Raw genomic sequence first — 21509 nt, 5'->3', positions numbered from 1 at the left:
TCAGGCGGTGCTTCCTTACTGTTAAAAGCCGTGCTTCTTGTCGAATTCGCGACGTCGGCCGCCGCTCACCTGGGCCACCGCTGGATCACGGCAACGCTGACGCAATGGTCGCTGAGGCTGACGCTCGACTTTGTATACAGGAGGCCGTCATTGCCGAGCTCCACGTTCGCCGAATGTGTCGCCGGCGCTGGTGGTGTCGGCAGCGGCCGTGAAGCTGTCGCCTGCCCTGGTGGTGTCGGCAGCGGGCGCGATCGAGATCCACGACCCTGCGGAAACAGCTCATCGACGAGAGATTTGGCAATAGCGGAGACGAACTGTAGCTCATCCGACGCGTCGGGCGCGGTGACGGCCTCGACGATACTCGCCTTGTCCCGTAGAAGGGGGAAGTATTCGGGCCCCTGCACTACCTCGTTGAGGCGGGCTACCATCTCACGGGTGATCTGGGCGTCACCGAGTCCAGCATCTCTTTTGCGCTCGTCTCGCAAATGCTCCAATAGTAGTTCCACGTTATATTCCAGCCAAGCTCTATCCACCGGTTCTTTCGTGTCGGGCGCCGTTCTCGGTTGCGAACCGGCGGGTTCTCGTGTTTGCCGGGGGTGGGGATGGGCGGCACGGTGTTGGGTGGGGCCCGGCTGAGATCCACGACCTTGCGGAAGCAGTTGATCGACGAGAGATTCGGCAGTAGCCAAGACCATGTTTAGGTCTGGCGACGAGATAACAGCCTTGACGGGATCCGACTCTCTCTCTATGGCAGCGAGATGCTCGGGCATCCACATTACCTTGGCGAGACTTTTTACCATGTCTCGGGGAATGTTGGCGTCGTTGGGCCTAGCGCCTCCTTGGCGCTGGTCTCGCAAATTCTCCAGTAGGCTAGTCGCTACAATTTCCCGCCAAACCGTCTTCGCCTCATTCCGTTTTTTCTTAGCCTCACGTTCGGCCTTCCTAGCCTCACGTTCGGCCCTCTCTCTGCCCTTCTGTATAGCTGAGGTTTCACCATAAACTTCACCATTCGTTAGTATGGTCTCGGCGACGCGCTTGACCGCTGAAGCCGATATCGGCTGGCGGGGAGCAATGCTGCCAAATGCGGCGTCCAGTAGTTCATTCGCCGCATTCGTCGCAATTCTATTACGCCAAGCGTTGGCGGCCGTCTCGATTTCTTCCGGACGCATCGTGGTAAGATTTGAGACGGAAGGATTGTCGGAAGGGTCATTCGCGACATACTCTCCGATAAAACGCATCAAGTTACTTGCGTTCACCGTCAAGTGCCATTGGTCGCGCCGATCGCTATCGGTGGCGATGTTGATGTCGATCTTGGCATGGTGGGCAATCAGCATTAGGTGCCGGACTGAATACGAGCCCGAGTCGGATCCTCCAAGGATATTGGAGGCCTGGTCCCGGAGGGCACCGGAAATCGTACTCGCGACTGTTTCCGCGATTTGGGATCGCGCACTGGCTGACTCTGCTTGAGAGTAAGCGTGATACGTTGACCCCAGGAACGTTCTTACCGCGCTGAAATGCTCGGGAGCAACCTTGAGTGTCGCGCTGAGTCGATAAAGGAACGTCGCGTTCAGCTTCCATTCTGCGGCCAGCGTGGTGATATTGTCGGGAATCCGATCGAATCGCAGAGAATACCCTACCAACTCATCGGCCGAGATGTCCCCTAGTTCCTCGAGTAGCTTGTTGAATTTATCATCGTTCCACCAGCCTTTTCCTTTTGCTACCTCCAGCTCATAGTTTGTTGTAGTGGATCCGAAAAAATTTCTTCCCCGGCGTCGTCCTGGAGAGTACCGGAATGCGGTGGGATGCCCTGGTTCAACGGACGAGGTGGGACCAACGTCTGTTGTGTTCCCAGCTCGCCTTCCGCTGGCTTGCGCTGATTCCGGGACGGCGGGCGGGGTCGGCCTTGCCGAGCTTGCTTCGTCTTCCTGGATGGTCGCGGGGCTGGGGGCGTTTGGGTTCGGCCGCCTCCGCCTCCGACTCATCTCTCCCTGCCGAAGCACGTATTCCGGGGCATTCAATTGGCTGGTGCTGGCGTCGTTCGCCTGTGGCAAAGATCCGCCTGGCGATGCACCTCCACGCAGGATCCCTCTTTTAGGGTGGCCGACGCTCAGCCGTGAGGCGATCGTCCTTGCCTCTTCTCTATTGCCGCCGTTACGTAGGTGCTCAGCGATGACCGCTACCGCCTGCCAGGCGTGGGGCGCTTTCTTCCAGGATTCGAGTGTCCAGTCCCTGGGCGAGTTGAGGCCAGGGGGGAGTCCGACCCCGTCCAGTATTTTGATCGCTTCGCCGACAGGTTTCTGAGCTGGATCGTCGGCGGTGCGCTTCCCTGCCCATGTCACGAACGCTGCCAGCGCTTCTTGGTCGGCCTTGGCCAGGCTTGCCGGGGCGGGCGAGGCGGTGGAAGCGCTGCGGGGCTGTCCGCTCTGCCCTCGCGGGCGGGGTCTGTCCAGCGTGAAGACCCCGTCGCTCAGGGTTCCCGCGCTTGCCTGTACACACGCGGCCCCGGGCGCCTCCCCGCTGTGTCGCGACGTAAGCCACATCGCCTCTTCGGCCTTTACCTGCGCGCCATCCTGAACCGACATAGCCTCTCGAAATCCTGTTGAGCCATCGAACGGACACTCACCCGTCCAGACGTGAAGAAATACATCAACCATCCCGCGGACGGGCTCCTCGGCGCGAGAATGAGCGCGCCATCTCCGAGCACGTGCCAGGCACGGGTTTCAGGCCGGCAGGCTCAGGATGAAGGTGGAGCCCCGGCCGGGTTCGGAGGTGGCCGTCACGGTGCCGCCGTGGGCCCCGGCGAGTTCGCGGACGATGGGGAGGCGAGACCGCGCTGGCTCTGCGGATGCTGGACGGCAAAAAAATGGTCCCTTCCTCCGGGAGGAAGGGACCACTTCTTCTTGGCGTCAGGCCAGTCGCCACTTCTGATTCGGGTGCCCGTTGCACGTCCAGATCTGCAGAGGGGCGCCGGCACCCGTCCACTTGTTCTTGACGTCGACGCATAGGTTGGTGCCGCTGTGCACGATGTCGTTGGCGTTGGTGAGCCTGAACAACTGCGCGGAGCTGCCGTTACACGACTGGACCTGCAGAGGCGTCCCGGCGGACGAGCGGGCCGCGGTCATGCACATCCCCATCGATCGGAGCGTGCCGTTCACGAACGACCACTGCTGCTGCCTCAGATCGCTACGGCAGTTCCAGATCTGCACACGGGTGCCGTTCACGGCGTGCCCGCCGGAGACATCCATACAACGGTGCGAGGCGTAGCCGACGATCGAGTGAGTGGCGACCGTGGCCATCACATTCGCCTGCCTCTGCGCCGGTCCGCCACCCGACCCGGAACTCGCGTTTGCCACGGCAGGATCTCCGCCGTGGGCGCGGTCGCCCTTGGCTCCATTGGGGTTTTTCCCGAGGGGCGCGGCGGCCGGGGGTTGGTTGGCGCCGGGGGCCGCTGGGGGGCGCTGGTACAAGATGCGCGGCGAGCCGGACGGACGCAACGATTTGGATCGCTGCTTGTCCGCGGCGGCCACCGGCTTCGCCTTGGCATGCGGGCGGAAGACGATGGCGCCCACGCCCAGTGCCACGGCACCGGCCAGCACGACCGTCATGCCGATCGTCACGAGATAGCTGGACAGGCTCTTCTTCTCGCCAGGTGGCCGTACGACCGCACGGAAGGCGCGTGTCAGATCGCGGCCTTTCGGCTCCTCTGGCTGTTCAGATGTTGGTTCGGACACGCTGGGTTCCCTCAAGGTGGGTACGTACGCGGACGCTGTATCGGCTACCCGCCCGCGGCAACGGTCGAGCGGATGTGATGCGGGGTGACGTCAGGTCAGGTGCAGGACATGTACTTCACGGAGGAGAACTGGTTGTACGGGACCTGGTCGAGTTTTCCGCCTTCCTGATCGCGCTTGATGATTCCTCCAAGAAGTGCCTGAATGAGGGTAGCTGGTTTTCTCATGTCGCTCGCGTGGCGACAGAGTGAGCGGCGTAGGAATGGCATGAGGATATAGGATCCGTCAATGCCGGAATCCGTCCACGGTCCTACTGTCGACCTTCTCATGATCTGACCCGTTGAATGAAAGAACGTGGGTGCCATATCAAGGAACCTGAGCGCCACCGGATTTTGTCTGCGTTCATGTCCTCTCAGCCGCGGTGAAATATGCGCTTACCCGGTGCGGTCATCCGCGCCCTCGTGCCACAGACTCGGCGTCGCGGGGGTTTGGCCAGCTGAACCGGGCAATGTGGTAGCTTTCGCGCCCAGCGTCTCGTTTGCCCAGGTGGGCGGCGCCTCCTGGCTATAAAAGGGTGGATTATGGGTACGTGGGGCGAGGACGGCTGGGCGGTGCGACCCGGCGAGGGAAAGCGGGTTGATCTCGGCGGACCGCACTGGCTGGAGGTACTGGTGAGGGGGGCCGAGGTCGACCAGGCGCTCGGCGCGTTCGTCTTCGCCCACGATGTGATCGAGGAGAACCCGCCGCACGCGCACCACGGCTTTATGAAGATCGCCTATGTGCTGGACGGCGAGTACGACTTCCGGGTAGGTGACGCCATATTCTCCGGCGGCGCGGGAACGACCGTCGTGGTGCCGAAGGGCAGTCAGCACACTTTCACGACACGGACCGGCGGCCTCATGCTCTTTGTGTCCTCCCCGGCGGGCAACGAGGAGATGTTCCTGGAGATGGGGCGGCTCGGCCCGGATGCCACACGCGAACAGCTCGAGGAACTCAACGCACGCTTCCAGACCAACGGCCTGTCGGGCGACGAGGGACTTCCCTGGCGTCGGATGCGCGCCGCGAAATAAGCGGAGAAGGCCGGGATGACGTAATTGATAGAACCCTGGTGCCAGCTTAAAGAATTGTCGCGCCAGAAGCCCTGTGGTGACGCAATCGCATTTACTGGCGCCTTTCGTTAGACTCGCCTCTGACGTGTATCGTGGATACGGAAGCGGGATGGGGCAGCATGTCAATCGCGTGGCACAAGTCGAGTTATAGCGATGTGGCATGCCTCTCGATGACCGTGGCCGAGGCCCAAATAGTAGGCGGCCAGGTCGTGCCGGCCACGCTCCGGCCGCCCACGGCCGCCACCCGCGGCCGAGGCGCATCCGGCGCTTCGGCACCGGCCGAGCCAAAGGCCGGCGTGTGGACTGATGTGGATCGTGGAGCGCTGGAGAACTTCGAGGAGTGGATGCGCGTCGATCCGTCCATCGCGACGTACTGGTTCAATGAGGCCAGGGAAAGGATGATGCAGCAGGGAATCAGGTTCCCTGTGGACATGGCCGCCGACGGGTTCGCCTTGTCGGCGAGCAATCGGTCTGAAACCTACCGCGTGACCGCGGTCGTCGCTATGGACCTAAACGACTATGGTGAAGTGCGTGCCGACCGCACCGCCAGGCGCTTGGGTGCCGGTCTGCCACGGGGCGGGGGCCTTGACGGTGGCGCACCGGAGTCTTCATCCATGGGCGCGCGGCAGGCGTCGTCGGCTGCAGATCGTGACACGGACGCGCCGGAGTCTTCATCCATGGGCGCGCGGCGGACGTCGTCGGCTACAAATCGTGACACATCCAGCGCGGCCGGCCCGGCTCCGGCGGAGGCGTCTGGTCTGCAGGAGGGCGCGATCTCGGTGCCCCGCAGAGCGGGCTCACCGCAGGCGACGACGGCCGGCAGTTCCGTATCTCAGCGCTCTAGGCGTGGCCGGGGCGATGCTGTCCCAGCTGCGTTCCTCGACAGTCCCCCAGCGGCATCGTCCGCGGTCACCGACCGGCCGGCTCCGGTCGCTTCTGAACCGCCGGTCGCGCACCCGACCCATGAAGAGCCGGCTCCGGTCGCTTCTGAGCCGCAGGTCGCGCACCCGACCCATGAAGAGACCGTCACCACCCCCTCGGATCCTGTCGGCGGCCGGTCAGAGTTCAGCCTGGGTGGCCTGCCTGCGGGTATCGGCTGGGGGCACGCGCGGTTGGTGCATTCGTGGGACTCGGAGCCGGGCACGACAGAGACCACGTCGCTGTACGAGGCGTTTCTGGCCGCGTCCGATGGCCGTCTCCCCGTTGACGACACCTCCGGTGGCCGCCGGGTCATCAGCGATGCCGGAGAACTCCGCCAGTTCGTGGCCCAGGGTATGGGCGCTAAGCAGCTGGACGGGCAAAGCTGGCAGCTGGCGAAGGATGCGTTCCGCCAGGCTGCCAGCGAGATGGTGGCGAGCGCAGGGCAGGCCGAAAACCTCGACAATGAGGTCGCGACGCTGATCGAGGAGCAGATCGACACCGGCGTGGCGTGGGGACAGATGGTGGCCAGCTTCCAATCGCAGGGCCACTGGGACGCGCTGGAGAGTGCGCTCGCCCCTGTGATGCTCAGCGAGTACTCCGGAACGAGTCTGCTGGTGCTGCACGCCGACGGGCGGATGAGCTCCTACGGATCCGGTCCTGCGTTGGTGGTCGCCCAGAGTGTGGGTCCGGACGGAACGCAGCGATGGGTCGGCGTGCCGTCGAGGGCGGATGGCCAGGCGCTGGGCGGGTTGTCCGGCGGACAGGTGAAATGGGCCGCCGACCACGGGATGGCGTTCGTCGGGGACCATGGCGGCAGTGATTTCTTCGACGCGTTGGCGGCGGCCGGCCGCGGTGCCGGGCTCGGCGAAAGCTTCGGTGACGGACAGGCGTTGCGGACCGCACTGACAAGCCGTATGCGGATGGACACGTCACTCGACGACCCGGACTCGAGCGTCTTCTGGGCCAACTTCGAGGCGGAGTACGTTCGGGCGACGGTGCGAGACGACGGCAGTGACCAGGACGCCGCTGCGCCGCGATGGCAGGAGATCGCCAAAACGGACGCTGGCCGGAGGGTGTACAACGGCGAGGCATGGCAGGAGATCATCGCTCAGCTCTCCGGGGGGCGCGACCATGGTCTGACCGATGGGCTGTTGCGGCTTCTCGGGCAGCGTTACTTCGAGGCACGTGTCCTGGAGACGGACGCTCAGCCGCTGTCCCCGGGTGAAGAGCCTGGGCTCACCGTGGCACGCCTTACTGGTGACGGGGCGCGTTCCTGGACGGGGCTGGCACCGGTCCGGGCACCGCACGTGCGGGGTGCCGTTACCAGCCCGGCCGACGTCGCGGGAGGGCGGAGTAGTACGTACGTTCCGGTTTACGGGCCCGCCACGAGCGGGCCGGTGATGCCGACAGGCCGGGAACCGGAGGGGATGACCGCAGCGCAATGGCGATCGGCGTTGCGTCATGACCGGCAGGTCGTCGAGGTCCACAAGGGCGCCGACGCCTTCTTCAATGCCGTGCTGGCGGCCACGGGCGAGTTCGGCGCCGGGCAGGTGCCCGTCGAGAAGGTGACGGAGCTGCGAGGCCGTCTCGTGGAGCGGATTGATCAGGAGAAGAACGGAAACCCGGACGGCTGGCTGGTCGTCTACACGATCTACGCCGAGTTGTACAAACAGCGCGAACAATCAGGACCGCAGGCGGGTGCCGAAAACGATGTCCACGCGTTGGACGCGCGCATCAGTGAGCGGATCGAGAGCGGCCAGGCGCTGGATGACATCAAGGCGTCCATCGCCGATCCGGGCAGCTGGCCCGAGCTCGCCGAGCAAATAGCGCCGTACTTCATGAACCGGCTTGGCTCGGCCGTACGGGTGATCGAGACCACTGGTGAGGTCAGTCGGTACGGAAATGGCAGGCCGCTGTATGTCGCCCACCTGCACGACACGAAGGATGGGGTCCGGCGATGGGCGGCGTTGCCGTGGGTGGAGCGCCGGTTCGCGGTGGGTTCGCCGCTCAGCGCTCCCAACCGGTCCGATCCGGTACTGGTCGGCCTTGGCCTGGCGGCTGATGCGCAGAGAGCCGCACAGGCGAAGGCAGGGTCGGTCGATTCGGCCGACTCTGTTCTGAAGTCGTTGCAGGACGCCCGCAATAGCTGGCTGGCCAACGGGGCCGGCTCGTCGGCGCCCTCGTCGGGCGTTTCCTTGGAGGTCGCCGACCTCGAAAGCGCGGTAGACAGACTGCGCCCCGCCGATGATGTGAGCGCCGCGCGAGGTCGCGGTGACGCGGTCGCGGCCGGTTTGAACCTGGGGTCCGCGGTCCGGCTGATTTCACGGCTCTTCGAGGAGCGGGGCGGGATCCGCCCGGCGCCGACGGCCGGCCGAACCGGGGACGCGGCCGCCACGGGCGAGGACTGGGCAGGGATACGAGCCGACCAGTGGGTGGTCGCTCGCTCGCTTCGGGAACTGATCGGCGCGATCCCGGCGGGCAGCACCGCACTGTTCGTCAGCGGCGGGCGTACGTGGGTCGTGGCGGACACCACCAGTGGGCGGCGGCTGGTGGAGTTCAGCCCGGCGAACCCTGCGGGCAGCGTGATGGCGCCCTCACCGCGGGCGAGCGAGTCCATGAGCTCGGCCGGGTTGGCAGTGGTCGTCGGCGAGGACGGGCACGTGATGCCTGTCAACGAGCTGGTCGGGCCGTTCGTCTCGGCCGTCGGCTGGGACAGCGACGACATCTTCGCGCCCGGGTCGTTCCATCAGGCATCGGCCGCCGATGGGCCATGGACGAGCGAAAGGCAGCGCGAATGGGCGCTGGTTCACGAGCGGCAGTTCGACGAACCCCAGCAGGGAGACAACGCCTTCTTCGAGGCGACGATCAAGGCGGCCGGTGGACGGCTCACCGTCGGCGGCAAGGTGATCACCGATCCGGCGGTCCTGCGTACGGAGCTGGCCGAATGGATCGGCACGAATGCCGCTGAGCTGAGCAAGTGGCCATTGGTCCCGGCCGGGTACGGGTTCGCCGGTGGAGAACGCGTCCTTGAGGAGTTCCTGCGCGCCGCGGCGGAGTTTGACAGCGCGGCCGTGCACCGCCGGATGGTCGAGCATTTCGAGACCGGAATGGCGGCCCAGTACATCGAAAGGGCCATCGCTCAGCCAGGGCATTGGGAAGAGGCGGTCCGGTTGCTGGCACCGCCCCTGCTGGCCGAAGCCGCCGGTGTCAGACTGACGATCCTCGAGCACGATGGGAGTGTCCTCGCGTACGAGCCCGCGGGCGCCAGTCAGGCGGGCGATCTCGTTCTGGCCCGCACCAATCCCCGCAGCGCGACAACGCCGCTCTGGTCGGCGCTCGTGGGCGAGGCGGGCAAGACGTTGCCCCGCATCGACGCGGACAAGACGATCCGGATCACCGCCGGGCCATCGACAGGTCAGCCGGCTACGCTCAGTGGCCATCAGCAGAACATCGCCGGCACGAGAGAACTGGAGGTCCAGCCCACCGAGGCGGGGGCCGACTCCATCTACAGTGCGGTCCTGGCGGCAATGGGCGGCGGTGTCCTCCTCGACCGCGGCACCTTCGTCGACACCCCGTCCCAGCTGCGCGAAGGACTGGCCAGGTCGCTACGGGAACGGCCGGACGTACTGGGCAGGGACGCCCGAGGGCAGATCGACCAGAGCGACGAAGAGATCATCAGTGCCCTCACCGACCCCGTGGCCCGAAACACCGACGGGATCGCCCGGCACCTGATCGCCCCATACCTCGGTGTCGAGTTGAGCATCGTCGAGCGTGAGGGTGAGATCCGTGCAGACGGAGGCGGTCGGTCGATCACCCTCGCTCCCACCGGCAGCGTGGACAATCCCCACTGGGCAGCGCTCGTCCCGAGTCGGTCCGTGTCGCACGACATCGCGCCGGTCGGCCTTCTCGGGCTACCGAAGCTGCCCCTCGACGCCGACCAACCGCAGATCTCCAACAACAACAAATGGAGCAGGGACGGTTTCGAACTTGTCGAACCCGAAGCCCGGGAAGTCGGCAGCCCCTGGCGCAACGCCACGTTCTGCCTGGAGGACGAAGACGGCAACATGGCCTGCGTATCCGTCGCCGTCGTCTATCAGCGCCTGCCGCTGTGACGACCAGGCCCATCCGATGGCCCGAGAGGATAGGGAGGTCCAGTCGGGCGGGCGCGAAGGCAGAGGCCAAAGGCCCATGGGCTGGGGTGTGGGGCTCGTCGTCGGCTAGCAGCGGGCCCCGAGCCCAGTGATACGGCGGTGGAGGAACCGGTGTCTCTTACCGAGGATCTGCGGGCAGGGGCCCCGGGGGCTTACGCCGCGCTCTATGACGAGCACGCCGGATCTTTGCAGATCTACTGCCACGTCATGCTCGGTGACAGAGCAGCGGAGGCCGTGCGCGACGCCTTCGTCGCAGTAGCGCGTAACCCGGATTCGGTGCCGGCGGACGAGGACACGCTGCCGGTGTGGCTGCACGCGCTGGCCCGCGCCGAATGCGTGCGGCACGGGGCCTTCGTTCGCAAGCCCGCGACCACGCTCATGTCGGATCCGATGTGGCGGGCGCTGGCCGGCCTGGAGCCCGAGGACCGCGATGTCCTCGCCCTGGCCATCTCCTTGGTGCCGGAGGAGATCGCCTGGATCCTGAACATGGCACCGGACACGGCCGCCGCTCTCGTCCAGGGCTCGCGGCGGAGACTGGAGCGCGCCCTCTCCGCGGGCCACGGCCAGGAGGCGCATGACCCGGTCGTGCTCACCTCATTCGACGAGGACACGCTGCGCCGGCTGATAAGACGACGGTGCGAGCCGTCGGAGGACCAGTCGGAGCGGGTGCTCGCCGCGTGTGCGGCGGTGGAGGGCACGCCCGATGAGACACTGATCTTCGACGCCGACGGGATGCCGGTCGTGCCGGACCCACCGTCCGAGACCGCCGACGAGCCGGCTCACGCTTTCCCGAAGGCCTCGCCGGACCCGGACGCCACGCCGATGCCGGAGGACGACGCGGCCACCAGCGCGGAACTGGAGGAGAGCGATGAGACGCCGGCCTCTCGTGCCGGCCGCGCCGAGCGACGGAAAGAGTTCCGCGGCCGCCGTATCGAGGGCCTGCTCCAGGCCGCGGCTCTGGCGGCCCTGGTGCTCGTGGCAATGGGCGTCATGGCCGTGCGGTCGGACCATTCCTCGGAGGGCTCGTCCGGCGACAAAGGAACGGGCCTCTCCCATGAGCGGAAGCGCACCGCCGAGCCCTCGGTCCGGGCCACCCCACCACCTCGAATGCCGCCGTCCGAGCCACCGGCCGCCGTGCCGTCGACGGATCCGGGCCCTTCGTTTCCACCCGACGCCTCGACCGGGCCCCAGCCGAGCCCGTCAGCGCTTTTCCCGGACTCGCCGTTCCCTCCGTCCCCGCCGGTTCTCCCGAACCCGCCGGCCCACCACTCGAAGACGCCGACTCCTCCGCCACCTACCCCGAGCCCTACCCCCACTGGCAAGAACTCCGGATCCCAGACACCCACCCCGAGCCACCGGCGATGACAGCGCCGACCGCAAGCTCCGGCAAACCACGGCCCTATCAGTGGAAAGCCGCTAAGGTACCCCGTCCAGCGCAGTGACCAAATACTGAAAAGTAAATTCCTGCAGTGGCTGGATGATCGACTCGTGCTTCATTGGTCCGGAAGTCTTTCGAGGGTGGCCACGTTCGGCTAGAAAAGCCGTGCCAATCTCTTGAATGACAAGGTCGGCCGTAAGTCGCGGCTTTTCTTCATCGAATGGTTGTCTCCGTGTTGATTTAAGCGCGTTAGAGTTTCGCTCCAAAACAGCGCAAAAGGGGCAATCGGGGGCAAAAGTGAGTGAACGGCGTCGTAAGGGTAGGAGGCGTAGCCAGCGGGCCGCATCGGGGCGCCGTGCGTGGTTGATCAGTCTGGGTGCTGTCGTCGGCGTGCTGGTCGTTCTGGTGGGAGCGGGGACATATGCGCTGGCGGGCCAGCGCGGGTGCGGTGATCGTCTCGTGCTCGACGTCGCCGTGGCGCCCGAGCTGGCTCCGGCGGTTCAGGACGTCGCGACGGTCTTCGCCCGGCAGCGGCACATGGTCGACGGCCGGTGTGTACAGGCCAAAGTGAGGGCGGCCGATCCGGCCGGCACGGCGCTGGTGCTGTCCGGCCGGGGGTCGATGCCGGGAGAGACCATCCCCGACGTGTGGATTCCCGACTCTTCCCTCTGGCTGGCGCTGGTGCGCGGTACGGCAGGCGTGCGGATCGCGGCCGACGGGACACCGGTTTCGGTGGCCCATACTCCGGTCGTCGCCGGGACGACGCGCTCGTTCGCCGCCTGGCTCAGCCGCGAGGACATCAAGCCGACCTGGGAAGCGCTGCTGAGAGCATCGGTAGAGCCCACCGGTACCGCGAAGGCCGACGCCGGCGGGATCAAGGGAGTCAACCTGCGGATCCTCGACCCGGTCGGCCAGTCCGCCGGCATGGCCGCGCTCGTCATGGCGCAGATGTCGCTTCAGCGCGCACCGGACGCGGCGTCGGCGTTCACCCAGCTCGCCCAGAACCTGCGCAGCACCGTCTCCCCGACTCCGGAGTCGCTGCTCGCCGCACTAGGACGCGGCACGAAGGGCAAGGACCCTGTGCTGATCGTCCCCGAACAGTCTCTTTGGGCGTATGGTCGCACGGCTCCGCCCGTTCAGGTCGAGGCGCTTTACCCGAGCGAGGGCGAGATAAGCCTGGACTACCCGTTCGTACCGACCACCGAGGACGGCGCGAGGAGCCGGGCCGCCCGCTTCCTGGAACAGGCCATGCGCAGCGCACCGGCCCGGACCGCCGTTCAGGCGCTGGGCTTTCGCGATCCCGATGGGCATGCCGGTGACGGCTTCACCGCCGTCAGCGGGCTGAGCCCGCGGATTCCCCGCGCGTTCCCGCGATCTTCAGCCACCGTGGTGACCGACGCTATCGCGAAGTGGAACCAGTTGTCGCTGCGCACGCGCGTACTGGCCCTGCTCGACGTGTCCGGATCGATGCTGCAACCGGTCGCCGGGAACGTGACCCGTATGCAGGCGACCGTCAAGATCGGGCAGGGCGCGCTCGCGACGCTACCCGACGACACCGATGTGGGTCTGTGGACCTTCGCCACGAACCTGGACGGGAAGCGGGCCTATCGCGTGCAAGTACCGATCGGGCCATTGCCGGCCCGGGTCGGATCGACCAGCCGCCGCCAGGCCATCACCCTCGCCCTGGACCAGGCACGGCCCAAGCCGGATGGCGACACCGGACTGTACGACTCAGTGCTCGCCGCGGTCCGGTCGCTCCGGAGCACCTTCAAGCCGGGGTACTACAACAACGTCCTGCTCTTGACGGACGGCAGGAACGACGACCACGACGGCATCACCCTCACTGGGCTGCTCAACACCCTCGAGCGGGAGGACGACCCGGCCAGACCGGTCCCGGTCATCTCCATCGGCTTCGGCCCCGGTGTCGACATGGCGACCCTGCAAAAGATCGCCGCTACGACCAACGGTGCCGCCTACCACGCCCTTAAACCCCAGGACGTCCAGCGGATTCTGCTGAACATCATCGCGGAACGAATAAGTAAGTGACGCTCTCCGCGGCACGGACGGCTGATAACGGCGGTCAGATCGCAAAGAAGATCAAGAGCGCCTGGCAACGGTTCGGTTTTAAGGAACTGACCATGACGGACGATGGATGGATCATGGTCGCGCCCGACATCGGTGTGGGAGCACGTTGATCTCGCTACGGTGAACTACCCCCGCTCGGCACCCGAATGATCGGTTCGGGCGGGCTAGTAGGGCCGGCAGGTGGCAGTCCCCGCGCCCGGCCGGGCGCGGGAACTGTGGAACGGCGTCAAACGATGTTGAGAACGTCGAGGAATCGTGCCGCGGCGGCGGCATCGCCGGGCGCGGGGGTGCGGGGGGCGGAGCCCCCTGCCTGGGGGGTCCGGGGGTCGCCCGTGCGTGGAGGGAGGCGGCGTGGGGGCGCGGGGGGCGGAGCCCCCTGCCTGGGGGGTCCGGGGGTCGCCCCCCGGGCGGAATGACGAAGGGCCAGCGGGAAGGAAGCTCCGCTTCCGACCACACTGACCCCAGGACCGAAGTGTCCGAGGGGGGACTTGAACCCCCATGCCCCGTAAAGGGCACTAGCACCTCAAGCTAGCGCGTCTGCCTATTCCGCCACCCGGACGTGGTGTGCCTCCGCGGCTTCCCGCGTCGGCTGCCACACGATAGCAAATCCCTGGTGATGCCGCGAAGTCGGTTTCGGTCGGGTGGCGGGTGGCGGGGTGGAGGCGTGGCTGCGGGAGGATGGTCCTGCCGGAACAACCTGGGCGAAACGAGCCGGATGCCGGTGACGGGCCGCGCCGACGCGGTGGGCGGGTCCTCCGGTTCGGCGCCGTGTGTGCGAGGAGGCAATGTGAGCGACCCTTCGGCGGAGGACGAGGTCGTCCAGCTGTGCAGCGACCTGATCCGCATCGACACCTCCAATCCGGGTGACCACAGCGGGCCAGGGGAGCGGGCGGCCGCGGAGTACGTGGCGGAGAAGCTCGCGGAGGTCGGCCTCGAGCCGAAGATCTACGAGTCGCACGCGAAGCGGTCGAGTGTGGTCGTACGGATCGAGGGGACCGATCCCCAGCGGGACGCGCTGTTGATCCACGGGCATCTGGACGTCGTCCCGGCGCGTAAGGAGGACTGGACCCGCGATCCGTTCGGCGGGGAGATCGCCGACGGCTGCGTGTGGGGGCGCGGCGCGGTCGACATGAAGGACATGGACGCGATGGTCCTCGCGACGGTCCGGGAGCGGCTGCGCCAGGGGCGCCGGCCGGAGCGCGACGTGGTGCTGGCCTTCCTCGCGGACGAGGAGGCGGGGGGCAAGTGGGGCGCGCACTGGCTGGTCGACAACCATCCGGAGCTGTTCGAGGGCTGCACGGAGGCGATCGGGGAGGTCGGCGGTTTCAGCCTGACGCTGCCGAACGACGAGCGTCTCTACCTGATCGAGACGGCCGAGAAGGGCCTGGCCTGGATGCGGCTGATCGCCGAGGGTACGGCGGGGCACGGGTCGATGGTCCACCCGGACAACGCGGTGACGGCGCTGGCGGGGGCGGTCGCGCGGCTGGGTGAGCACGAGTTCCCGGTACGGCTGACGAAGACGGTGCGCGCCTTCCTGGAAGAGGTCTGCGACGCGACGGGTGTGGAGTTCGACGCGGGCGACATCGACAAGATGGTGAGGGAGCTCGGGCCGCTGTCCCGAATGATCGGCGCGACAGTCAGAAATACCCTGAATCCGACCGTTCTGGATGCAGGCTACAAAGCGAATGTAATTCCACAAACCGCCACCGCTCAGGTCGACGGCCGATTCCTGCCGGGCCATGAGGAGGAGTTCTTCGCGACCGTCGACGAACTGCTCGGCGAGCACGTACGGCGGGAGTTCGTCCACCACGACATCGCGGTCGAGACGGAGTTCGACGGGCCGCTGGTGGCGGCGATGGCCTCGGCGCTGAAGGCGCACGACCCGCAGGCGCGGCCGGTGCCGTACTGCCTGTCCGGTGGGACGGACGCGAAGTCGTTCGCCACGCTGGGCATTCGCTGCTTCGGCTTCGCGCCGCTGAAATTGCCGAAGGATATGGATTTTTCCGGAATGTTCCACGGCATCGACGAACGCGTTCCCGTCGACGGTCTTCGCTTCGGCGTGCGCGTTCTCGACCATTTTCTTGATCACGCCTGAAAACCTCTCGGCAATTGTCGATTCAATGCTCTCCGTGGTGATAGCGTGACTCACCGTACGGAACGCCTTTGCGTTCCACGCGGTGGGTCGATGCCAAGGAGGGCGTGTGGTGTCCAGGTGGTCGCGGTCACGGAGGTGCGCCTCCGTCGTCGTGCGCTGCCCGGGTCTCCTCACGCGACCGTGTCTCCGCAAGCGATTTGGCACCCGGCGCCTGCTCGGTCTCCTCGCGCTGCCGGTCACGCGGCGCCTGCTCGCCATGGCGGGCATCGCGGTCGCCGGTTGGCTGCTCGGAGCCGCCGGGCAGGCACACGCCGACACCGTTCCGGGAGCACGCCTTCCCAGCGCCGTCGCGCACACGGGTCGGCATGTCATCGCGATCACGCGTGACATGCCGCCGTTGCACGCCGCCGCACCGGCCGTGCACGTTCCCGGGGCGGTCCTCCGGCACTCTCGCCTGCCGTTGATCCCCGCCGCGCCGTCACGGGCGGCGGGCGGAGTGGCCGGAGCCGTACGGCCCGGCACCTCGGAGGTCACGGCGGATCCTTCTCGGGCACCGCGGCACCCCGGCCACGGCCATGGCCATCGCGCCGCGGCCGGTCGCGGGCCGGTGACGAGCACCGGCCCGTTCGCCGCAACGGGGGCGTCCGAGAAGGCCTCCGCCGATCACGCGACCCGTTCCCGGGTCCCCGCGCCGGCCATGCCACGGATGCCGCAACAGCTGCCGCACCGGGCGCAGGCGCTTCCCCCGTCCGTCGGCGACGGCGTCATCCAGACGGGGCTCTGGCGCGCCCCCGGGTTCGGGGCGGCCTCAGGCCGCTCGCGCGCGTCCGCTCTCATCGTGCGGACGGTCCCTCCGGCCGTCCGCACCGCGGCGGACGAGCCTTCCTTTTCGCCTGACTAGTTCCCCCATCACCGGCCCGGCCCCCCGCCGGGTCGAGGCGTGCCCGCATTCGTGCGGCCACGCCGTGGATCCCCCCGAGAGACGTTCTCCGAACCCTGAGAGACGTTCTCCCCACCCTGAATCAAAGGAGCTTCATCCATGCCTACATGGGCGAAGAGCACCGCGCGTGCCACCCTACTCACCGCGAGCTTCGTCGCGCTCGGTGCCGGTCCGGCCCTCGCCGACGTCACCGACGGCGCGGGCAGCGTGCTCGGCGGAAACCAGGTCAAGGCGCCCGTTTCGGCGCCGGTCGACGTCAGCGGCAACGCCGTCGCGGTCATCGGGCACTCGATCGCCGGGTCGACCGGCGGCGCGTCCGTGCGCCGTGGCGGCACCGGCGGCGGGCAGTCGACGTCCGGGCGGCACAGCGTCGGCGGCGGCAACCAGGTCGACGCCCCCATCAGCGCGCCCGTCAACGTCTGCGGCAACGCCGTCGCCGTCGTGGGCCGCTCCGCGGCCGGCTGCGAGGGCGGCGCCTCCGTCTCCGGCGGCCACAGCGGCGGCAACGGCGGCAACGGCGGGCGCACGACCGGTGGCGGATCGGTGCTCGGCGGCAACCAGGTCAACGTCCCGATCAGCGCGCCGGTGAACATCTGCGGTAACTCCGCCGCCGTGCTCGGCAGGGCCGCCGCCGGGTGCGAGGGCGGCGCCACGGTCAAGCGCGGTGGCGACGGCGGCGGAGGCTCGACCTCCGGGCGGCACAGCATCGGCGGTGGCAACCAGGTCAACGTCCCGATCAAGGCCCCCGTCAACGTCTGCGGCAACGCCGTCGGCAACGCGATCGCCGGGTGCGAGGGCGGCGCGGCGGTCACCGGCCCCGGGAGCACCGGCGGCGGCCGTACCAACGGGCGGCACAGCGTCCTTGGCGGCAACCAGGTGCAGGTCCCCGTGACCGCGCCCGTGAACGTCTGCGGCAACGCCGCTGCGATCCTCGGCGACGCGGCCGCCGGGTGCTCGGGCGTGATCCCCCCGGTGCGCGGCGGCTCCGGCACGGGCGGCCGGACCAACGGGCGGCACAGCGTCGGGGGCGGCAACCAGGCGACCGTTCCCGTGACCGCGCCGGTCAACGTCTGCGGCAACGCCGCCGCCGTCATCGGCCACGCGTTCGCCGGCTGCGGCGGCGGTGACGACCACTGCGCCTCCGCGCACCACGTCACGGCGGCGCGGGCGCCGCTGAGCGAGCTCCCGCAGCTGCCGGGCACGTCGTCGCGTACGGGAGCGGTGACGGCGAACCCGGCGGCCATGCCCGTCTTCCCCCGGCTGCGGTTCCAGCCGCTCCGGCGCGTGAGCGTGCCCGTGACGCCGGCGGTGCCCGACGTGCCGAGGCCGCCCGTCGCCGTCCCGGCGCCCCAGACCCAGACCCAGGCCCAGACCCAGCGGACCGCGTCCCTCCCGGTGGGCGGCCGTCTGGCCGACCTCGCCGACGACCTTCCGGGCGCGTTGCCGGAGCTGCCCAGGCCGGTCCGGTTCGGCGGCCCGGCGGACGCCGCTCAGCCCGCTTCCGGCACCACTCGGACCGCCTCCGGGACCTCCACGGCCGGTTCCCCCATCGGGGGCGACTCCGGCGTCGCCGGGACGGTTCCGGGCGCGCGGGCGCTTCCCGACCTGCCGCGCGTTCCGGTCACCCGGCCGGTCCCGCAGGCGGGGGCGGCGCTGCCCGTCCCGGCCAGGTTCGGCCTTCCGCCGGTGGGCGGGCCGCCGAAGCGCATCCCGCCGATGCGGACGGTCGCGGCCCAGGAGCCGGCCCAGGCGGAGCACGGAGCGCTGGCCGCCCTGGCGCTGGCGGGACTGCTCGCCGCGTCCTCCGGTGCCGTCTCCATGGTCCGCCGCCTCCGCGACCGCTGACGGTTCGTCACGGGTCCGCTGACGGTTCGTCGTGGGTCCTCCGCTGACGGTTCGTCACGGAATGGCTGATGGCTTGTCGCGAGACCGCTGACGGCTTGTCGCGGGGCCGCTGAGGCGGCCGTCGCGGCGTGAGCCTGCCGGCTTTGCCTGGCCCGGGACACGGGGTTTCGGGCCAGGCAAAGCCCTATAAATGGGAAAGTTCGCGCCAAGCTGTGCCCTGCGCTCACGTGCGGGGCACATTGCTGTAGCGTCGAAGAGGCCGAGAACTGGCGGCCCCTACAAGGTGCGCGTGGCGCGGATGACCTTGCGGCGTAGCTGGATTCGTCGGCGTCCGTCCGGGTACACCCGCACGCGGACGAGTTCCCACCCACCACGCTCTGCGTGCTCGACCATGACTTGCCTCGCGGCATCCCGTGTCGTGCCGCGCGGCAGATGCAGTACTAGGTAGGAGTACTCCAGCATTGGCCTTATTCTGCTCCGTCTAGGGGTCCTCACGGGGAGCGTGTGATCCTCTTCCGCGGAATCGGTCTACCGCATCGGACGTTGACCGGCTTCGGGGTGGCACTTGATGACTCCCGCCGTAGTCGAGATTTGTGAGGTTCAAGCACCGTGCCCGACAGCAACGGCACAACGAGGTCCAGCCGCAACCGCCTGGTGATCGTCGAGTCGCCCGCGAAGGCCAAGACGATCGCGGGGTATCTCGGCCGTGGCTACGTCGTGGAGTCCAGTATCGGCCACATCCGTGATCTGCCGGAGAAAGCGGCCGATATTCCGGTGAAGTACAAGGGCGAATCCTGGGCCCGGCTCGGGGTGAACGTCGAGCACGACTTCGAGCCGCTGTACATCGTGAACGCCGACAAGAAACAGCAGGTCGCCAAGCTCAAGAAGCTTCTTCAGGACGCCGACGAGCTGTTTCTCGCGACGGATGAGGACCGCGAGGGCGAGGCGATCGCCTGGCACCTGCGCGAGGTCCTGAAGCCGAAGGTGCCCGTGCACCGCATGGTCTTCAACGAGATCACCAAGGACGCCATCCGCGCCGCCGCGCAGAGCCCTCGCGACCTGAACCTCAAGCTCGTCGACGCGCAGGAGACCCGGCGCATCCTCGACCGCCTGTACGGCTACGAGGTCAGCCCGGTGCTGTGGAAGAAGGTCATGCCGAAGCTGTCGGCGGGCCGGGTGCAGAGCGTCGAGACCCGTCTGGTGGTCGAGCGGGAGCGCGAGCGCATCGCGTTCGTCCCGGCGCACTACTGGGACCTGTCGGCGACGTTCGACACCGGCAAGCCGGAAGAGCCGTCTTCCTTTAACACCACTCTCGTCTCCCTCGACGGCAAGCGCGTCGCCCAGGGCCGCGACTTCACCGCCCAGGGCACGCTGAAGACCCAGGACGTCCTCCACCTGGACGAGGCCGCCGCGCGGGGCCTGGCCGAGCGCCTGCGCGACCGGCCGTACTCCGTGTCCTCGGTGGAGCGCAAGCCGTACCGCCGCAGCCCGTACGCCCCGTTCCGTACGACGACGCTGCAGCAGGAGGCCAGCCGCAAGCTGGGCTTCTCGGCGAAGTCCACGATGCAGGTCGCGCAGAAGCTGTACGAGAACGGCTTCATCACCTACATGCGAACCGACAGCATCACGCTGTCGGAGACCGCGATCAAGGCCGCGCGCAACCAGGCGAAGGCGCTGTACGGCGCCGACTACCTCCCGGACAAGCCGCGCACCTACCAGAGCAAGGTGAAGAACGCCCAGGAGGCGCACGAGGCGATCCGGCCGGCCGGCGACACCTTCCGCACCCCGGGCGAGACCGGCCTGTCCGGCGACCAGTTCAAGCTGTACGAGCTGATCTGGAAGCGCACCGTGGCCAGCCAGATGAAGGACGCCACCGGCCAGTCGGTGTCGGTCCGGGTCGGCGGCGAGTCCACGACGGGCGAGCGGGCCGAGTTCGGCGCCTCCGGAAAGATCATCACCTTCTACGGCTTCCTCAAGGCGTACGTCGAGGGCGCGGACGACCCGTCGTCGGACCGCGACGACCAGGAGCGCCGCCTGCCGCAGCTGGCGGAGGACGACCCGCTCACCGCGACCGAGCTGGGCGCCGAGGGCCACTCGACCCGCCCGCCCGCCCGCTACACCGAGGCCAGCCTGGTCAAGGAGCTGGAGGACCGGGAGATCGGCCGGCCGTCCACGTACGCGAGCACGATCGGAACGATCCTCGACCGCGGCTACGTGTTCAAGAAGGGCACCGCGCTGGTGCCGTCGTTCCTGGCGTTCGCCGTGGTCAACCTGCTGGAGAAGCACTTCGGCAACCTCGTCGACTACGACTTCACCGCGCGCATGGAGGAGGGTCTCGACGACATCGCGCGCGGCGAGGCCGAGCGGGTGGGTTACCTGCAGCGCTTCTACTTCGGTGAGAACGGCGACGAGGGGCTGAAGGAACTGGTCAGCGACCTCGGCGAGATCGACGCCAAGGAGATCAGCTCGTTGCCGATCCTGGGCAGCGACATCGTGGTCCGGGTCGGGCGGTACGGGCCGTACCTCGACCGCGACGGCGAGCGGGTCACGATCCCCGACGACACCGTGCCGGACGAGCTGACCAGAGAGAAGGCCGAGGAGCTGCTCGCGCAGCCGAACGGCGACCGCGAGCTGGGCGTCGACTCAGGCAGCGGGCACCCGATCGTGGCCAAGAAGGGCCGGTTCGGCCCGTACGTCACGGAGATCCTGCCGGACGACGCTCCGAAGAGCGCGAAGCCGCGCACGGCGTCGCTGTTCGCGTCGATGTCGCTGGACACCGTGACACTTGAGGACGCCCTGAAGCTCCTGTCGCTGCCCCGCACGCTCGGGGAGATCGACGGCGAGCCGGTCACCGCGCAGAACGGCCGGTTCGGCCCGTACCTGAAGAAGGGCACGGACAGCCGGTCCCTGCAGAGCGAGGACCAGCTGTTCACGGCCACGCTCGAGGAGGCCAAGGAGATCTTCGCCCAGCCCAAGCAGCGCGGGCGCGGCCGGGCCGCCGCGGCGCCGCCGCTGCGCGAGCTGGGGGAGGACCCGGCCGGCGGCGCGAAGATCGTCATCAAGGAGGGGCGTTTCGGCCCGTACGTCACCGACGGCGAGACCAACGCCAGCCTGCGGAAGGACGACGAGGTCGAGTCGATCACCATGGAGCGGGCGCTTGAGCTCCTCGCCGAGCGCCGTGAAAAGGTGGCGGCGGGCGGCGGGAAGAAGCCGGCCCGGCGGCGTACGGCGAAGTCTCGTTCTTGACGCTCTCGGGT

At 67.9% G+C, this 21509-nt stretch carries 13 protein-coding genes and 1 tRNA gene; 9 read left to right on the top strand and 5 right to left on the bottom strand.

The genetic code is table 11. The annotated features are described in order from the left end of the window. Positions 1-65: 65 nt before the first annotated feature. From NE236_RS10060 to NE236_RS44380, 3 genes are all read right to left on the bottom strand, one after another. Entirely contained in the window at positions 66-2654 is a 2589-nt protein-coding gene (locus NE236_RS10060; protein WP_252841611.1) for a hypothetical protein, read from the bottom strand. Positions 2655-2720: 66 nt separating this feature from the next. Continuing rightward, positions 2721-2894, bottom strand: coding sequence for an ATP-binding protein (locus tag NE236_RS45015; protein ID WP_372494296.1), 174 nt, complete (start codon positions 2892-2894; stop codon positions 2721-2723). 12 nt (positions 2895-2906) lie between these two features. Further along, entirely contained in the window at positions 2907-3731 is an 825-nt protein-coding gene (locus NE236_RS44380) for an RICIN domain-containing protein (RefSeq protein ID WP_252841610.1), read from the bottom strand. Between the two features lie 578 nt (positions 3732-4309). Between NE236_RS44380 and NE236_RS10050 the strand changes: the two genes are divergently transcribed. From NE236_RS10050 to NE236_RS10030, 5 genes are all read left to right on the top strand, one after another. Further along, positions 4310-4798, top strand: a complete 489-nt coding sequence (locus tag NE236_RS10050; RefSeq protein ID WP_252841609.1) for a cupin domain-containing protein — start codon at positions 4310-4312, stop codon at positions 4796-4798. Positions 4799-5007: 209 nt separating this feature from the next. Next, positions 5008-9870, top strand: coding sequence for a hypothetical protein (locus NE236_RS10045; RefSeq protein WP_252841608.1), 4863 nt, complete (start codon positions 5008-5010; stop codon positions 9868-9870). A gap of 150 nt (positions 9871-10020) precedes the next feature. Beyond that, on the top strand, positions 10021-11274 hold the full coding sequence (locus NE236_RS10040) for an RNA polymerase sigma factor (protein WP_252841607.1): 1254 nt from the start codon (positions 10021-10023) through the stop codon (positions 11272-11274). 193 nt (positions 11275-11467) lie between these two features. Then, positions 11468-13333 carry a substrate-binding domain-containing protein gene (locus tag NE236_RS10035; RefSeq protein WP_252841606.1) on the top strand — a complete coding sequence of 622 codons (1866 nt, stop codon included), beginning with the start codon at positions 11468-11470 and terminating at the stop codon, positions 13331-13333. Beyond that, positions 13330-13482 carry a hypothetical protein gene (locus tag NE236_RS10030; protein WP_252841605.1) on the top strand — a complete coding sequence of 51 codons (153 nt, stop codon included), beginning with the start codon at positions 13330-13332 and terminating at the stop codon, positions 13480-13482. The genes NE236_RS10035 and NE236_RS10030 overlap by 4 nt, the downstream gene beginning before the upstream one ends. Positions 13483-13845: 363 nt before the next feature. Here the strand turns inward: NE236_RS10030 and NE236_RS10025 are convergent. Then, a tRNA-Leu gene (locus NE236_RS10025) sits at positions 13846-13931 on the bottom strand. Between the two features lie 228 nt (positions 13932-14159). Here NE236_RS10025 and NE236_RS10020 point away from each other — a divergent pair. The 3 genes from NE236_RS10020 to NE236_RS10010 all read left to right on the top strand — a co-directional run bounded on the left by NE236_RS10020 (position 14160) and on the right by NE236_RS10010 (position 18252). Further along, on the top strand, positions 14160-15467 hold the full coding sequence (locus NE236_RS10020) for a M20/M25/M40 family metallo-hydrolase (protein ID WP_252841604.1): 1308 nt from the start codon (positions 14160-14162) through the stop codon (positions 15465-15467). 109 nt (positions 15468-15576) lie between these two features. Further along, positions 15577-16368, top strand: a complete 792-nt coding sequence (locus NE236_RS10015) for a hypothetical protein (RefSeq protein ID WP_252841603.1) — start codon at positions 15577-15579, stop codon at positions 16366-16368. A gap of 138 nt (positions 16369-16506) precedes the next feature. Then, complete coding sequence (locus NE236_RS10010) at positions 16507-18252, top strand: chaplin family protein (protein WP_252841602.1); 1746 nt, start codon at positions 16507-16509, stop codon at positions 18250-18252. Between the two features lie 276 nt (positions 18253-18528). Here the strand turns inward: NE236_RS10010 and NE236_RS10005 are convergent, their stop codons facing one another. Beyond that, the gene (locus NE236_RS10005; protein WP_252841601.1) at positions 18529-18714 is read right to left on the bottom strand and encodes a DUF5703 family protein; all 186 of its coding nucleotides are present in this window, start codon (positions 18712-18714) and stop codon (positions 18529-18531) included. Positions 18715-18861: 147 nt separating this feature from the next. On the opposite strand from NE236_RS10005, the gene topA reads away from it, so the two are divergent. After that, positions 18862-21498: a type I DNA topoisomerase gene (topA, locus tag NE236_RS10000; protein WP_252841600.1), complete on the top strand. Its 2637-nt coding sequence runs from the start codon at positions 18862-18864 to the stop codon at positions 21496-21498. Positions 21499-21509: the final 11 nt, after the last annotated feature.

The sequence above is a fragment of the Actinoallomurus purpureus genome, assembly GCF_024055795.1.
In the GTDB taxonomy this organism is placed as follows: domain Bacteria; phylum Actinomycetota; class Actinomycetes; order Streptosporangiales; family Streptosporangiaceae; genus Actinoallomurus; species Actinoallomurus purpureus.
Note: the sequence above shows the minus strand (reverse complement) of the source record. Positions and strands in the feature narration are given on the sequence as shown.